This window comes from Phenylobacterium sp. P4_E10 (assembly GCF_056401675.1).
In genome coordinates this window covers 42,431-57,041 of record NZ_JBFUIW010000015.1, presented here as the reverse complement: position 1 = coordinate 57,041, position 14,611 = coordinate 42,431, and the positions used below count along the sequence as shown (strand labels likewise).

Below are 14,611 nucleotides of genomic sequence, written 5' to 3'. Positions count from 1 at the left end.
TGCGCCTTACAGGGGCTCAGATTACGCGACGGGCGATAGCGTAGAAAAGGAAGAGGCCCGCCACAGCCATGATCGAGGCGATCAGCAGGGTCGGCCGCCCCAGCCGGAACTCCTCGGTCCGCTGCAGGTCCTTCAGCGTGGTCCAGTAGCTGATCAGGCCGAGCACGATCGAGCCCGTGCCCATGGCCGCCAGGAACAGCCCCACCTGCTGCGGGCTGTTGGGATGCAGCATGTCGTCCTGCTTAACCGCGGTCTCCAGCACCTTGTAGATGGTGAAGCCGAAACTCAGCATCGACAGCGAAGTGCGCACCCAGGCCATCAAGGTGCGGTCGGCCGCCATGATCGTGCGGATTGTGCCCATGTCCTTGGGCAGGACCTGGGGTCGCTTGAGCAGGGCCATCGCACCCTCCGCCGTCGCGCGGCTTAGATCGCGCCAGGGAAACACCGGAACGCCGCGCCAGACATCGGGCGTATCCCTGACAGCGGCGCCGCGCCGTGCTTAGCTCAGGCGAAGCTTCACCTTGCAGGTTCCCATGATCATCAGAGCCCTTGTCGTCACCGGTCTGCTCGCGGCCGCTGCTCCCGCCCTGGCCCAGGACGCGGGCGCCCACCTCCTCACCGCCGCCGAGATCCACGCCAAGGTCGCCACGCTCAAGGACGGCGTCGCCAATCCGATCCTGCCGACCGGGCCGGGCGGGCTGTTCCTGGCCGTGCGGCGCGACCGCACCGGCGACGCCGAGCTGCACGCCAAGCACCACGACCAGTTCATCGTCGAGAAGGGCCACGCCAGCGTCATCGTCGGCGGGACCCTGGAGGGCCAGCGCCAGACCGCCGAGAACGAATGGCGCGGCGGCCAGATCACCGGCGGCCGCACCTACGACCTCGCGCCCGGCGACACCCTGTTCATCCCCGCCGGCCAGCCGCACCAGGTGGTCGTCCCCGCCGGCGGCGACGTCCTCTACCTGGTCGCCAAGTTCGAGACGAAGTAGGCGACCCTTTTCCTCCCCTCCCCCATCAGGATGGGGGAGGAAAGGGTGCTGACGCAGGGGAGGAAATTCAGCTCGTCCGAGCTTCCAGGCTCTCGCGGTTGTGCTCGTGCAGCTCGGCGACCTCGCCGGTCAGCGCCTCGCCGAAGTCCTCCATCTCGAACAGCGGACGGATCTCGATCTCGCTGGGGCCTGGCATCGGGTTGGGGCAGCGCTTCACCCACTCGACCGCCTCGGCCATATCCTTGACCTCCCACAGCCAGTAGCCGGCGACGACTTCCTTGGTCTCGGCGAACGGGCCGTCGATCACGACACGCCCGGCGCCGTCGAACGCCACCCGCTTGCCCTTCGACGAGGGGTGCAGCCCGTCGCCGCCCTGCATGATCCCGGCCTGGATCAGCTGCTCGTTGTATTTGCCCATCTGCTCCAGCAGCTCGGTCGACGGCATCTCGCCGGCTTCGCTGGCGGCCGTCGCCTTCACCAAAACCATCACGCGCATCGTCATTCTCCCTGCGGCCCCACCGGCCATCTGAGCCTAGGACGATCCACGGCGAGGGAAACCGACAAAGGTGCATGTTTCCTCCCCCACTAAAGCAGGGGAGGAAACGGAAGCCGCTACCCCCGCGGCGCGTGCGCGATACGCAGGATATTGGCCGCGCCCGGCGAGCCCATCGGCAGGCCGGCCAGGATGATCACCCGCTGGTTCGGAGCGGCCAGGCCGGCGGCGACAGCCTGGGCGACCGCCATCTTGGCCAGTTCCTCGGGGTCGTTGATTTGCGGCACCACTCGCGCCTCCACCCCCCACACCAGGGCCAGCCGGCGCGCGGCGTGCAGGTTGGGGGTCAGGGCCAGGGTCGGCTGCAACGGCCGCTCGCGGGCCAGGCGCTGGGCGGTGCGCCCGGTGGTGGTGAAGGCGGCGATGCAGGCGGTCGAGGCGCTCTCGGCCGCGCGGCTGGCGGCGGCGACCAGGGCGTCGGCGTCGGCGTCCTCGATCGGGTATTCGGCGCGCATCAGCTCGGGCCAGCGCGGGTCCTGCTCCACCCGGGTGAGGATGCGGTTCATCATCGCCACCGCTTCCAGCGGGAACTCCCCGGCCGCGGTCTCGGCCGACAACATCACCGCGTCGGCGCCCTCATAGACCGCGCCGGCCACGTCGGAGGCTTCGGCCCGCGTCGGGGTCGGGGCGTGGATCATCGACTCGAGCATCTGGGTGGCGACGATCACCGGGATGCCGCGGGTGCGCGCGGCGCGGACCAGCGCCTTCTGCACCACTGGCACGTCCTCGGGGTTCAGCTCCACGCCGAGGTCGCCGCGCGCCACCATCACCCCGTCGCAGAGGTCGAGGATCTCGTCGAGCGCCTCGATGGCGGCCGGCTTCTCGATCTTGGCCAGCACCGCGGCGCGACCCTGCACGATCTGGCGCAGCTCGGCCATGTCGGAGGCGCGCTGCACGAAGGACAGGGCCACCCAGTCGACGTTCTGCTTGAGCGCGAAGGCCAGGTCCTCGCGGTCCTTGGCGGTCAGGGCCGGGACCGGGATGGCGTGGCCGGGCAGGTTGAGGCCCTTGTGGTTGGACAGGGTCTCGCCGACCAGCACCTCGGTCTCGGCGTAGCCCGGGCCGTTCGAGCGCACCCGCAGCCGCACCTTGCCGTCGTCGAGCAGGATGTCGGAGCCCGGCCGCAGCACGCTGAACACCTCGGCCAGCGGCACCCCGACGCGGCTGGCGTCGCCCGGCTCCTCGGAGACGTCGAGCCGGAAATCCTGGCCGACCTTGATGCGCACCACGCGGTCGGCGAACTCGCCCAGCCGGATCTTCGGCCCCTGCAGGTCGGCCAGCACCGCCAGCGGCCGGCCCACCGCCGCCTCGGCGGCGCGGACATTGGCGATGGTGCGGGCGTGGTCCTCGTGGGTCCCGTGGCTGAAGTTCACGCGGAACACGTCGGCGCCGGCGCTGGCCAGGGCCGCGACCATGCCGGCCTCGCGGCTGGCGGGGCCAAGGGTCGCAACGATGCGGGCGCGGCGGGCGCGGATCATCTCGTCTCCATCGGAGGCACGGTAACCGGTGTCATCAGCCTAATCCCACTAAATCGCCGCGCAATATGGCCTAACCCGGAACCATGGACAGCGTTTCCCTTTCGAACTTGATTCGAGGGCGCTCGCGAAGTCGGCTTGGCCGCGCGCGCCGATCGGCCTGAAACTGGAAGCTGACGCGGAAAACCTGCCAAGATGACCCAAGATCTCGATCTGTTTCCGATAGGCAATTGCGCGGCCAGCGGGCTGATCGACCGGGCCGGTCGGCTGGTCTGGGCCTGCGTCCCGCGGGTCGACGGCGACCCGATGTTCTCGAGCCTGCTCGGCGAGCATCCCGACGCAAACCCCGATGCGCACGGGTATTGGGCCGTTGACGTCGAGGACCAGGCCTCGATCACCCAGAGCTATCTGCGCAACACCCCGATCCTGGTGACCGAGATCGCCGACACCTCCGGGGCCATCGTCCAGATCATCGACTTCTGTCCGCGCTATCGGCAGTTCGGCAGGGTTTATCGCCCGCTCGCCGTTGTGCGCCTGGTGCGTCCGATCGCCGGCGTTCCCAAGGTGCGCATACGGTTGCGGCCCACCGTGAACTGGGGCGAGCGCCCGGCCGAGCGCACTCACGGCTCCAATCACCTGCGCTTCGTCGGCGGGGCCTTCACCCTGCGCCTGACCACCGACGCGCCGGTTTCGCACATCTCGACCGAGCGGCTGTTTCGGCTGGAAGAGCCGGTGGCCATGTTCCTTGGCCCCGACGAAGGCTTCGACGCCGACCTGGCCACCACCTGCGAGCGGATGCTGAAGGAAACCACCGCCTATTGGCGCGGCTGGGTGCGGACCCTGTCTGTCCCGCTGGAATGGCAGGAGGCGGTGATCCGCGCCGCCATCACCCTCAAGCTCTGCGCCCACGAGGAGACTGGGGCCATCGTCGCGGCCCTGACCACCTCGATCCCCGAGCACGAGGGCAGCGGCCGCAACTGGGACTACCGCTACTGCTGGCTGCGCGACGCCTATTACGTGGTCCAGGCCCTGAACCGGCTAGGCGCGGCCGACATGATGGAGAACTATTTCGGCTATCTGCGGAACATCGTCGACCGCTCCAAGGGTGGCCACGTGCAACCCCTTTACGGAGTTGGGCTCGAGCCCTCGCTGACCGAGCGCTTTGCCGAGCATCTGGCCGGCTATCGCGGCATGGGGCCGGTGCGGATCGGCAACCAGGCGCACGAGCATCTGCAGCACGACGTCTACGGCCAGATCATCCTCTCGACCGTGCAGGCCTTCTTCGACGAGCGGCTGTTCCGCCCCGCCAGCATCGAGGACTTCCATAGCCTTGAGCCGGTCGGCGAGCGGGCCTTCGAGCTGCACGACAAGCCCGACGCCAGCCTCTGGGAGTTCCGCGGCCGGGAAAACGTGCACACCTATTCGGCGGTGATGTGCTGGGCCGCCTGCGACCGACTGGGCAACGCCGCCAACAAGCTGGGCCTCACCGAGCGGGCCAATTACTGGAACGCGCGCGCCGACCAGATCCGCGCAACCATAGAAGAATGCGCCTGGAATCAAGAGCTTGGCCGCTTCGCGGCGACCTTCGGCGGCGACGAACTGGACGCCAGCCTGCTGCAGCTGGTCGACGTGCGCTTCGTCAGCCCCGACGATCCACGCATGGCCGCCACCATCGCGGCGGTCGAGAAGGGCCTGCGCCGCGGCCCCTACATGCTGCGCTACGCGATCCCAGACGACTTCGGCGAACCCAAGACCGCGTTCAATATCTGCACCTTCTGGCTCATCGAGGTGATGCACCTGTCGGGCCGCTCGGACGAGGCGCGCCAGCTGTTCGAAGAGATGCTCGGCCGGCGCACCGCCGCGGGCCTGCTGTCGGAGGACATCGCCTTCAGCGGGGCCGAGCTGTGGGGCAACTACCCGCAGACCTACTCGCTGGTCGGGCTGATCAACTGCGCCACCATGCTCTCGCGCCCGTGGTCATCTGTCCGATGAATCCTTTTGGCGAATCATGGATTCCCTATGGGGACACGCTGAAAGGGCGGCCCCATGTTCCATGCTACCGAGACCCTGCACCGCTACGAGGCCCGCGCCGCCGGCGGCGCGACCTATGAGATCGTCGGCGCCAGCTTCGAGGACGCCGCGCTGGAGTTCGCCGACCTCTGCCACGAGGGCCAGGTCGAACTGACCGACTGCGCCACCGGCGAGCGGCGCAGCTTCAAGATCGACCTCGACTAGCTAGTCGTACCAGGCGCGGCCGGATCGTTCGATCAGCGCGAAGGCGCCGGCCGGGCCCCAGCTGCCAGCGGCGTAAGGCTTTGGCGTCATTGAAGATTCACGCCAGGCCGAGGCGATGCCGTCGATCCATTCCCAGGCCCGTTCGACCTCGTCCCGACGGACGAACAGGGTGCTGTTCTTCTGGATGACGTCGAGGATCAGCCGCTCGTAGGCGATGCGGCGGCGCGAGTTGGGGCCCGAATAGGCCTTGGCCAGCGACAGCGACAGCGGCAGCGACTGCAGCCGCATCCCCCGCTCCGACAGTCCCGGCGCCTTGTTCATTAGCAGCAGCTCGATGTCCTCGTCCGGCTGCAGGTCGATGACCAGCCGGTTGGCGACAAGGTCGGCCTCCGCCGCGCCTTCAAAGATCGAGTGCGGCACCGGCTTGAACTGGATGGCGATCTGGGTGCGCCGCTCGGGCAGGCGCTTGCCGGTGCGCAGGAAGAACGGCACCCCGGCCCAGCGCCAGTTGTCGATGTCGGCGCGCAGGGCGACGAAGGTGTCGGTGTCGCTGGGCTGGCCGCGCTCGGCCTCGTAGCCCTTCACCGACTGGCCGCCGGCGACGCCTGGCGTGTACTGGCCGCGGACGCTGACCGTCTGGACGTCGGCGCGGGTGACCGGGCGCAGCGAGCGGAGCACCTTGACCTTCTCGTTGCGGACGCTGTCGGGCTCCATGTCCGAGGGCGGCTCCATCGCCACCAGGCAGAGAAGCTGCAGCATATGGTTCTGCACCATGTCGCGCAGCGCGCCGTACTCGTCGTAGTAGGGCCAACGGTCGCCGACGCCCTCGGTCTCGGCCACGGTGATCTGCACGTGGTCGATCGTCAGGTTGTTCCACAACGGCTCGAACAGGGTGTTGGCGAAGCGCAGGGCCAGCAGGTTCTGCACCGTCTCCTTGCCCAGGTAGTGGTCGATCCGGAAGATGCTCTCCTCGGGGAAGACCTCGGCCACCGCGCCGTTGATGACCTTGGAGCTCTCCAGGTCCCTGCCGATCGGCTTCTCCAGCACGATACGCGTGTGGGGTCCGGCGAGGCCCGCCGCGGCCAGCGCCGCGCAGACCCGGCCATAGATGCTGGGCGACAGGGCCAGGTAGTAGATCGGCGTGCGGCCTTCGCCGATCGCCGCCTTCAGCTGCGCCGCGCCCTCGGCGGTGGTGGCGTCGGCGCCGACATAGCGCAGGCGCTGCTCGAACCGCGCCCAGACCTTGGCGTCCAACTCGCCGTCGCCCAAGCGGGCTCCGATGGTGTCCTTGATCTGGGCGACGAACGCCTCGTGGCTCATCTCGGCGCGGGCCGTCGAGATGATGGCGAAGTTGGGCGCCAGGAAGCCGTCCGCATCGAGGTTGTACAGCGACGGGAAGAGCATCTTCTGGGCGAGGTCGCCCGTGCCGCCGAAGAGCACGATCACGTCAGCGAGAGGTTGCTCCGCCATCAGGTGTCACCTTTTCGCGAGAAAACGACTTCGTGTCCGCATAGCTGCGTTCGACCGTGCAACGTCAAGACTCTCTCGCTGGTTTTTTCGCCTGACAGGCAAAGGAGGACGTGGCCGGAGCGAGCCGGATCGAAAGGCGCCGCCGGGCGTTGACGTTGGGCTGCGGGGCGAAGGCGCATATGAGCATCGAAGAACTGAGTCTTGGGCTTGAACGCCCCCCCACGCACCCGGCGTTGGACGGCGCCGCCCTGTTTCTGGACCTGGACGGAACCCTGGCGCCGATTGCCGCGCGTCCGCAAGACGTGGGTCCTGACGTGCGCCGCAACGATCTGCTCGACAGCCTGGACGCCCGCCTGAACGGACGTTTGGCAGTGGTCAGCGGCCGCTCCCTCGATGACATCGACCGTATCCTGGAGGCACGGGTGATCTGTGTGGCGGCGATCCACGGCCTGGTCCGCCGTGACGCCAACGGCATCGTCGGCGAGGCCCCGCCGCATCCGGGCCTGGCCCCCGCCCGCGCCGCCTTGAGCGACTTCGCCAGCCGCGACCCACGGCTGCTGGTCGAGGACAAGGCGCTCAGCCTCACCCTGCATTACCGTCAGGCCCCCGACCGCGCCCGCGAGGTGATCGACCTGGCCGAGCGAATGGCCGTGGTCAGCGGCCTCACCCTGCAGCCCGGCGACATGGTGATCGAGCTACGCACCCCTGGCGCCAGCAAGGGCGACTCTATCCGCGCCTTCATGGGCGAGGCCCCGTTCAGGGGAACGCGGCCGATCTTTCTCGGCGACGACCTGACCGACGAGCACGGCTTCTTCGCCGCGCGCCAGCTGGGCGGCTATGGAATCCTGATCGGCCCGCCGCGGCGCACCACCGCCATCTACCGCATGGACGGCGTCGAGGCGGCGCTCGCCTGGCTGGAGGCCGCGCGATGAGCCGGCTGATCGTCGTCTCCAATCGCGTGACGCCGCCGACCAGCAAGGGCGACGAGGCCGTCGGCGGCCTCGCCATGGCCCTGGCTGCGGCGCTGCGCGAGTACTCGGGTCTGTGGTTCGGCTGGAGCGGCAAGACTGCGCCGGAATTCACCGGCCAGATGAACCTGCAGCGGGTCGAGGGCGTGACCATCGCCACCATCGACCTCGAGGAGGTCGATCTCAGCGAGTACTACAACGGCTACGCCAACAAGACCCTGTGGCCGCTGTTCCACTATCGCCAGGACCTGACCGCCTACGACCGCTCGTTCGACGAGGGCTACCAGCGGGTCAATCGGCGCTTCGCCGAAACCCTGCGGCCGCTGATCGAAGACGGCGACCTAGTCTGGATCCATGACTATCATCTGATCCCGCTTGGTCACGAACTGCGGAGTCTGGGGGTCACCAACCGGATCGGCTTCTTCCTGCACATCCCGTGGCCGGCGCACCAGCTGCTGACCACGCTGCCGCGCCACGCCGCGCTGGTGGAGGCGCTGTTCGCCTACGACCTGGTCGGATTCCAGACCGCGGAATATCGCCAGGCGTTCGAGGAATACGTGCTGAACGAGGCCCGCGGCAGCGTGGTCGGCGAGGACCTGCTGCGCGCTTTCGGCCGCACCATCCGGGTCGGCGAGTTCCCGATCGGCATCGACGCCCGCGAGTTTGCAGCGCTGGCCAAGACCGCGCGTGCGCGCCGCACCTATGACGTGATGGCCGCGCACACCGCTTTCCGGAAGATGATCATCGGGGTCGACCGGCTCGACTACTCCAAGGGCATGGAGGAGCGGTTCCTGGGCTTCGAACGGCTGCTGGCCGACCATCCCGACCTGCGCCGTGACGTGCTGTTCCTGCAGATCGCTCCGATCAGCCGCGAAAGCGTCGACGCCTATCGCGAGATCCGCGGGCGGCTCGACGCGCTCTCCGGCCGGATCAACGGCGAGTACGCCGACATCGACTGGAACCCCGTCCGGTATGTGAACCGCAACTATCGGCGCGACGAGCTGGCCGGCGCCTATCGCGCCGCCAAGGTCGGGCTGGTCACCCCAATGCGGGACGGCATGAACCTGGTGGCCAAGGAGTTCGTCGCCGCCCAGGATCCCAACGATCCCGGCGTGCTGGTGCTGTCGCGGTTCGCCGGCGCCGCCAAGCAATTGACGGCCGCCTTGATGGTCAACCCGAACAGCCCCGAAGAGATCGCCGAAGCACTGCACCGCGCGCTCTCAATGGATCTGGCGGAGCGAATCGAGCGTTGGCGCGCTCTCTTCGACAATGTCCTGCGCGAGGACGTCACCGCTTGGCGCGACTCCTATGTGAGCGCTCTCGCCACGACGCGGACCAGCGACCGCGCGCGGAGCGCCGAGGGACCGTTCTATGGCGAACAAGCTCGCCCGCTACCAATCGATGCGGGACTTCACGCAGACGGCGGAGCCGAGCGGCCGGGCCAAGGTCTTGCCGGCCCAGCACCTGCGTTACGTGATCCAGAAGCACGCGGCGACACGACTGCACTACGACTTCCGGCTGGAACTGGACGGGGTCTTCAAGTCCTGGGCGGTGACGAAGGGCCCATCCCTCGACCCCCACGAACGTAGGCTCGCGGTCGAAGTCGAAGACCATCCCCTCGACTACGGCGACTTCGAGGGCACCATTCCCAAAAACCAGTACGGCGGCGGCTCGGTGATGCTGTGGGACCGCGGCTACTGGGCGCCCGAACCCGGGACCGACGCCCACGAGGCGTTGGCCAAAGGCGACCTGAAAATCGTGCTGGAGGGCGAGCGGCTGCACGGCGGCTTCGTGCTGGTGCGGATGAAGCACGACCGCAATGGCGGCGACCGTAACAACTGGCTGCTGATCAAGCACAAGGACCAATTCGCCCGCGAAGGCGACGACGACGCGCTGCTCAAGGACAACGACACCTCGGTCGCCTCGGGCCGCCCGATGGCCGACATCGCCGCCGGCAAGGGCAAGGCGCCCAAGCCGTTCATCACCGCCGCCGAGGGCAAGGCAGACGGCGTCTGGCAATCCAAGCCGCGCGGGGAAGCCAAGGCCGAGAGGGCCGCCTCGCCCGCGAAGGCGCGGGTCGTCAAGTCCGCCGCCATGCCGGACTTCGTCGAACCGCAGCTTTGCAAGCCGGTGGCGCGGCCGCCGCCGGGCTCCGGTTGGGGGCACGAGGTCAAGTTCGACGGCTATCGCCTGCAGGTGCGGGTCGAGAGCTCCAAGGCGGTGATCCGCACCCGCAAGGGCCTGGACTGGACCCCGCGGTTCGGCGGCATCGCCAAGGCGGCTGCCGTCCTGCCCGACTGCATTCTCGACGGTGAAGCCGTCGCCCTCGACCCCAAAGGAAAGCCGAATTTCCCGGCCCTGCAGTCGGCACTGGCCGATGGGCGCGGCGAGGAGCTGATCTACTTCGCCTTCGACCTGCTGTTCGCCGCCGGCGAGGACCTGCGCGACCTGCCGCTGCGCGAGCGAAAGGCCCGGCTGCAGGCGCTGCTGACCGGCGCCGACCCGCATCTGCGCTACGTCGAGCATTTCGAGACTTCGGGCGAGGCGTTTTGGCGCTCGGCCCAGCGCCTGGAGCTGGAAGGCGTCGTCTCCAAGCGCATGGAGGGCGCCTATCGGTCCGGTCGCGGCGACGGCTGGGTCAAGGCCAAGCACCGGGCGGGCGAGGAGGTGGTGATCGGCGGCTGGACCGGCGAGAAGGGTCGGCTGCGCTCCCTGCTGGTCGGAACCTACAGTGATGGCAAGCTGGTCTATGCCGGCCGGGTCGGCACCGGCTTCAGCAGCGAAGTGGTCCGCCGACTGTTGCCTAAGCTCGAGCCGCTGGAGAGCGACAAGAGCCCGTTCACCGGCAAGGATGCCCCACGCAAGGAAGGCGACATCAACTGGGCCCGGCCGGAGCTGGTGGCCGAGATCGAGTTCGCCGGCTTCACCGACAGCGGCGCGGTCCGGCAGGGCGCGTTCAAGGGACTGCGCGAGGACAAGCCGGCCAGCGAGGTGGAGGCCGAGGCGCCAGTCCCGGCCAAGGACGCAAAGCTGGTCACGCCGGCGGCGGCTGCGGGAAAGAAGCGTATGGGCGATCCAAAGGTCATGGGTGTGGCCATCTCGAACCCCGACAAGCCCTTGTGGCCGAACTCGGCGGATAGCCCTGAGCCGGTGACCAAGCTCGAGCTGGCGGAGTATCTGGAGAGCGTCGCCGACTGGATGCTGCCGCACATCGAGGGGCGCCCCTGCTCGATTATCCGCACGCCCGACGGCCTGGGCGGCGAACAATTCTTCCAGCGCCATGCCGGCAAGGGCGCATCGCCGCTGCTGTCGCAAGTCGAGGTGTTCGGCGACCACGCGCCCTATCTGCAGGTCGATCGGCCCGAGGCCCTGGCCGCCCTGGCCCAGATCGGCGCGGTCGAATACCACCCCTGGAACTGCCGCCCTCATGAGCCGGAAACGCCCGGGCGGCTGATCTTCGACCTCGACCCAGGCCCGAACGTCACCTTCGACGAGGTGGTGGCCGCGGCCCGCGACGTCCGCGACCGCCTGGAGGAGTTGGGGCTGATCGCCTTCTGCAAGACCACCGGCGGCAAGGGCCTGCATGTTGTGACGCCGCTCAGCCCGCCGACGGGCGAGTTGGACTGGCCCACCGCCAAGGCCTTCGCCAAGACCTTGTGCGAGCGGATGTCGGCCGAGGAGCCGGACCGTTATGTCGCCAACATGGCCAAGAAGCTGCGCGATGGCCGGATATTCCTGGACTACCTGCGTAACGACCGGCTCTCCACGGCCGTCGCGCCGTCGTCGCCGCGGGCGCGCGAGGGCGCTGCGGTGTCCTTTCCCCTGACCTGGAGCCAGGTGCGGGCCGGGCTCGACCCATTGCGCTATACGATCCGCACCGCGCCGGGGCTGCTGGCCAAGACCAGCGCCTGGGCCGACTACGCTGACAGCGAGCGGCCGCTGGAAACAGCGATCAAGCGTCTGGCCTGAAACATCCCGCCACAGCTTCGCCGTCTAGATGAACCTAAACCGAACCGTACGGTTCAGGTCGCGCTCAAGCTTGGCGGCCTATGGTCTGTGCGTGTTCGAGTTTGGAGAGACAGCCATGAAGAAGTTTCTGACCGCGGCCGTGGCCCTGAGTGTGCTGGCCGGCGCCAGCGCCGCCTACGCCGATCCGCATGGCGGGCATCGCGACAAGGCCGAGCGCAAGTATGAGCAGCGCATCGACAAGGCCGAGCGCAAATACGACCGCGACGTTCGCAAGGCTGAGCACCGCTACCGCGCCGCGGCCTACCACCGTCCGAGCGGGTATGAGCACCGCTATTGGGATCGCGGCGATCAGCTGCCGCCCGCCTATCGGGCCGAGCGCTATCGGGTCGTGAACTACAACTACTACCGCCTGCCGCCGCCGCCCCGCGGCTACTACTACACGCGGGTGGACAACGACGTGCTGCTGACCGCTGCCGCCACCGGCATCATCGCCTCGGTGATCGTGGATCTGTTCCAGTAGGTCAGGACGCGCGCTTGCGCGGCGACGACTTTCGGGCCGCGGGCTTCTTCGATGGAGCCCGCGGTTCGCTGCGTCGCCGGGGCCCGGCCTCGCCAAGGCTGCGGCGCAGGGCCTCCATCAGATCGATGACCTCGGCCTCCTTGGGCTCCTCGACCGGAGCGGTGACGCCGTGGCTGGCCTCCTTCTCCTTGATCAGCTTGCGCAGAGCTTCCTCGTATCGGTCGTTGAACTCCGATGGATCGAACGGCCCTTCCAATTGATCGATGATCTTCTCGGCGATGGCGACCATCTTCGGATCGGCCTTAGCGTCCGGGATCCGATCGAAAAATTCGGCCGGGTCGCGCACTTCCTTGTTGTTGCGCAGGGTGTAGGCGACAATCCCCAGATCGCGGGGCTCCAGCGCCATCAGCCGCTCGCGCTGATGCATCACGACCCGAGCCAGGGCCAGTTTTCCGGCCCCTTCCATCGCCTCGCGGATGACGCCAAAGGCCTCGGCCGCCAGTTCACCGTCCGGAGCCAGGAAGTACGGATCGTTCCAGTAGAGCCGGTCGATCTCCGCGGCGTCGACGAAGCGCTCAATGTCGATGGTGCGGGTGGTCTCCAGCCGCACGTTCTTGATCTCCTCGTCGGTGACGACGACGTAGCGGCCCTTCTCGATCTCGTAGCCCTTGACGATGTCGGCTCGTTCGACCGGCCCGGTCTCGGGGTCGGTCGGAATCATGCGGATGCGGTTGTGCGTCTCCTTATGCAGCATGTTGAAGGAGACGTCGGCGCTGCGTGAGGTGGCGGTGTAGAGCGCCACGGGGCAGCTGACGAGCGAGAGGCGCAGATAGCCCTGCCAAGTGGGACGCGCGGCCATGTTTCCAGACTCCCCGAAAGGCCAGAGTCTCAGAACGCCGAGCTTGGCGATTCAGTTCTAAGGCAGGGTCAAGCTTGGCAGGACGAGCGCCTCCTGGGCGTCCAGCCGGTCCTTTCGGAAGCCGCTGCGCACGCCGCTGTCGGGGCCGAATTCCACCAGTTGGTCCTTGGCCGGCTCATAGGGTGGCCAAGCGACGGCGCAGGCGGGCGCGCCGGTCTTGGCGAACGCCACCCAGCAGCCGTGCATCAGGGTCGCCATCGCCCGGTCGTCCGCGGCGACCATGCTCTCGGGCGTGCGCCGGCCCCAGTACTCGAACACGTACTGGATCTCGGCGGCGTGGGCCGAGGTGGTGACCCCCATCGGCCGGAAGCGTGAGCCGACATAGGAGAAATGGTACAGCCAGGCGGGCTTGCCGTCGGCCGCCTTGGCCGCCAGCCAACGGGCCGGAGCGACCATGTAGTGGTCGCCGAACGCTGCACGCACCAGGGCCTCGTCGCCCTTGGCCGCCTCGTCGGAATAAGCAGCTCTAGTTTGCGCCGGGATCAGCGCCGCCATCGCTGCGGCGTTCGGAAGGCTGCGGCCCAGCAGCGAGTCTTCTCCGGAATTGGCGCCGATCATCAGCGGAACGTCGATCTCACGGCCGGCGGCGAAGGCCTGGGCGACGGTTTCCTTCAACAGCCGCCCGTCGGCGAACGGGCCATAGTCGGCGGCCTCGGTGGCCTCGACCAATTGCTCCGCCGGCACGGCGCGAAGATCGGCGAGCGGGACATCCGCCGGCAGGCCGAGCTTGGCGGCGGCGGATGTCCCGGCGGCCTCTTGTTTGGCCAGGGTGGTCGGCTTGCTCCAGCCTCCCCCCGACTGCACCGCAGCCTTCTGGAACAGGCCCTTAGCGCTGGGCGTGGCGAGCAGCGCCAGCGTGCTGCCGCCGCCGGCGCTTTCGCCGAAGACGGTGACGTTCTTCGGATCGCCTCCGAAGGCGGCGATGTTGCGCTGGACCCACTGCAGGGCGGCGATCTGGTCCATCAGGCCGTAGTCGCCGAGCGGTTCGCCCTTGGCGGCCGCTTTGGTCAGGGTCGGATGAGCGAAATAGCCGAGCGCGCCGAGGCGGTAGTTGATCGCCACCAGCACCACGCCGTCGCGGGCGAAGTTCTGGCCGTCATAGATCCAGCCGGCTCCGGTTTTGTGGCTGCCGCCGTGCAGCCAGACCATGACCGGGGCCTTCTTGGCGCCCTTGGGTGCGAAGACGTTGAGCTGCAGGCAGTCCTCGCTGATCGGCCCGTTGGCGCTGCCTTCGTTGGGAGAACCGTCGGCGTTCATCTTCTGCGGGCAGGACGGGCCTTTTTCCGCCGCCGGGCGTTCGCCGCTCCAGGCCAGTGGACGCTTCGGCGGCGCCCAGCGCAGGTCGCCGATCGGCGGCGCGGCATAGGGCACGTTGCGGAAGATCAGTGCGCGCTCGGTCTCCTGGCCGACCAGGACGCCGCTCTCGACCTTGACCTTCGGGGCCTCGGCCCTGGCCGCGCTGGCCAGAACCAGACTTCCCAACAGTACGACGCCCAGACGCAGCATGGCGGTC

The 14,611-nt window shown here is 68.2% G+C and carries 12 protein-coding genes and 1 pseudogene; 7 read left to right on the top strand and 6 right to left on the bottom strand.

The genetic code is table 11. The features are described from left to right. Window positions 1-16: 16 nt before the first annotated feature. Window positions 17-400, bottom strand: a complete 384-nt coding sequence (locus tag AC1DQJ_RS16775; protein ID WP_477605331.1) for a YidH family protein — start codon at window positions 398-400, stop codon at window positions 17-19. Between the two features lie 133 nt (window positions 401-533). Between AC1DQJ_RS16775 and AC1DQJ_RS16770 the strand changes: the two genes are divergently transcribed. Then, window positions 534-989: an AraC family ligand binding domain-containing protein gene (locus tag AC1DQJ_RS16770; RefSeq protein ID WP_477605329.1), complete on the top strand. Its 456-nt coding sequence runs from the start codon at window positions 534-536 to the stop codon at window positions 987-989. Window positions 990-1,056: 67 nt separating this feature from the next. Here the strand turns inward: AC1DQJ_RS16770 and AC1DQJ_RS16765 are convergent, their stop codons facing one another. Both AC1DQJ_RS16765 and pyk read right to left on the bottom strand, forming a co-directional pair. Continuing rightward, window positions 1,057-1,485, bottom strand: coding sequence for a YciI family protein (locus AC1DQJ_RS16765; protein ID WP_477605327.1), 429 nt, complete (start codon window positions 1,483-1,485; stop codon window positions 1,057-1,059). A gap of 116 nt (window positions 1,486-1,601) precedes the next feature. Beyond that, the gene (gene pyk, locus AC1DQJ_RS16760; RefSeq protein WP_477605325.1) at window positions 1,602-3,020 is read right to left on the bottom strand and encodes a pyruvate kinase; all 1,419 of its coding nucleotides are present in this window, start codon (window positions 3,018-3,020) and stop codon (window positions 1,602-1,604) included. A 192-nt stretch (window positions 3,021-3,212) separates the two neighbouring features. On the opposite strand from pyk, the gene AC1DQJ_RS16755 reads away from it, so the two are divergent. Beyond that, window positions 3,213-5,009 carry a glycoside hydrolase family 15 protein gene (locus AC1DQJ_RS16755; RefSeq protein WP_477605323.1) on the top strand — a complete coding sequence of 599 codons (1,797 nt, stop codon included), beginning with the start codon at window positions 3,213-3,215 and terminating at the stop codon, window positions 5,007-5,009. Window positions 5,010-5,063: 54 nt separating this feature from the next. After that, a complete protein-coding gene (locus tag AC1DQJ_RS16750) occupies window positions 5,064-5,252 on the top strand; it encodes a DUF5961 family protein (protein WP_477605321.1) in 189 nt (62 codons plus the stop codon). Here the strand turns inward: AC1DQJ_RS16750 and zwf are convergent, their stop codons facing one another. Continuing rightward, complete coding sequence (gene zwf, locus AC1DQJ_RS16745) at window positions 5,253-6,722, bottom strand: glucose-6-phosphate dehydrogenase (protein ID WP_477605319.1); 1,470 nt, start codon at window positions 6,720-6,722, stop codon at window positions 5,253-5,255. A 179-nt stretch (window positions 6,723-6,901) separates the two neighbouring features. On the opposite strand from zwf, the gene otsB reads away from it, so the two are divergent. From otsB to AC1DQJ_RS16725, 4 genes and pseudogenes are all read left to right on the top strand, one after another. Beyond that, window positions 6,902-7,654 carry a trehalose-phosphatase gene (otsB, locus tag AC1DQJ_RS16740; protein WP_477605317.1) on the top strand — a complete coding sequence of 251 codons (753 nt, stop codon included), beginning with the start codon at window positions 6,902-6,904 and terminating at the stop codon, window positions 7,652-7,654. Then, a pseudogene (locus AC1DQJ_RS16735) lies at window positions 7,651-9,012 on the top strand (alpha,alpha-trehalose-phosphate synthase (UDP-forming)); the annotation flags it as partial. The gene otsB and the pseudogene AC1DQJ_RS16735, both read left to right, overlap by 4 nt. A 49-nt stretch (window positions 9,013-9,061) precedes the next feature. Beyond that, window positions 9,062-11,659 (top strand): DNA ligase D, encoded by a 2,598-nt coding sequence (ligD, locus tag AC1DQJ_RS16730; protein WP_477605315.1) that lies wholly within the window; start codon window positions 9,062-9,064, stop codon window positions 11,657-11,659. Window positions 11,660-11,774: 115 nt separating this feature from the next. Further along, a complete protein-coding gene (locus AC1DQJ_RS16725; protein ID WP_477605313.1) occupies window positions 11,775-12,179 on the top strand; it encodes an RcnB family protein in 405 nt (134 codons plus the stop codon). A 1-nt stretch (window position 12,180) separates the two neighbouring features. Here the strand turns inward: AC1DQJ_RS16725 and ku are convergent, their stop codons facing one another. Together ku and AC1DQJ_RS16715 are read right to left on the bottom strand one after the other, a co-directional pair. Then, on the bottom strand, window positions 12,181-13,038 hold the full coding sequence (gene ku, locus AC1DQJ_RS16720; protein WP_477605311.1) for a non-homologous end joining protein Ku: 858 nt from the start codon (window positions 13,036-13,038) through the stop codon (window positions 12,181-12,183). A 57-nt stretch (window positions 13,039-13,095) separates the two neighbouring features. Beyond that, window positions 13,096-14,604 (bottom strand): carboxylesterase/lipase family protein, encoded by a 1,509-nt coding sequence (locus AC1DQJ_RS16715; protein WP_477605309.1) that lies wholly within the window; start codon window positions 14,602-14,604, stop codon window positions 13,096-13,098. Window positions 14,605-14,611 lie beyond the last annotated feature (7 nt).

Bases quoted from the DNA above. Each gene is read 5' to 3' on its own strand.
- AC1DQJ_RS16775 (WP_477605331.1), bottom strand. From the start codon at position 400: ATGGCCCTGCTCAAGCGACCCCAGGTCCTGCCCAAGGACATGGGCACA.
- AC1DQJ_RS16770 (WP_477605329.1), top strand. From the start codon at position 534: ATGATCATCAGAGCCCTTGTCGTCACCGGTCTGCTCGCGGCCGCTGCT.
- AC1DQJ_RS16765 (WP_477605327.1), bottom strand. From the start codon at position 1,485: ATGCGCGTGATGGTTTTGGTGAAGGCGACGGCCGCCAGCGAAGCCGGC.
- pyk (WP_477605325.1), bottom strand. From the start codon at position 3,020: ATGATCCGCGCCCGCCGCGCCCGCATCGTTGCGACCCTTGGCCCCGCC.
- AC1DQJ_RS16755 (WP_477605323.1), top strand. From the start codon at position 3,213: ATGACCCAAGATCTCGATCTGTTTCCGATAGGCAATTGCGCGGCCAGC.
- AC1DQJ_RS16750 (WP_477605321.1), top strand. From the start codon at position 5,064: ATGTTCCATGCTACCGAGACCCTGCACCGCTACGAGGCCCGCGCCGCC.
- zwf (WP_477605319.1), bottom strand. From the start codon at position 6,722: ATGGCGGAGCAACCTCTCGCTGACGTGATCGTGCTCTTCGGCGGCACG.
- otsB (WP_477605317.1), top strand. From the start codon at position 6,902: ATGAGCATCGAAGAACTGAGTCTTGGGCTTGAACGCCCCCCCACGCAC.
- ligD (WP_477605315.1), top strand. From the start codon at position 9,062: ATGGCGAACAAGCTCGCCCGCTACCAATCGATGCGGGACTTCACGCAG.
- AC1DQJ_RS16725 (WP_477605313.1), top strand. From the start codon at position 11,775: ATGAAGAAGTTTCTGACCGCGGCCGTGGCCCTGAGTGTGCTGGCCGGC.
- ku (WP_477605311.1), bottom strand. From the start codon at position 13,038: ATGGCCGCGCGTCCCACTTGGCAGGGCTATCTGCGCCTCTCGCTCGTC.
- AC1DQJ_RS16715 (WP_477605309.1), bottom strand. From the start codon at position 14,604: ATGCTGCGTCTGGGCGTCGTACTGTTGGGAAGTCTGGTTCTGGCCAGC.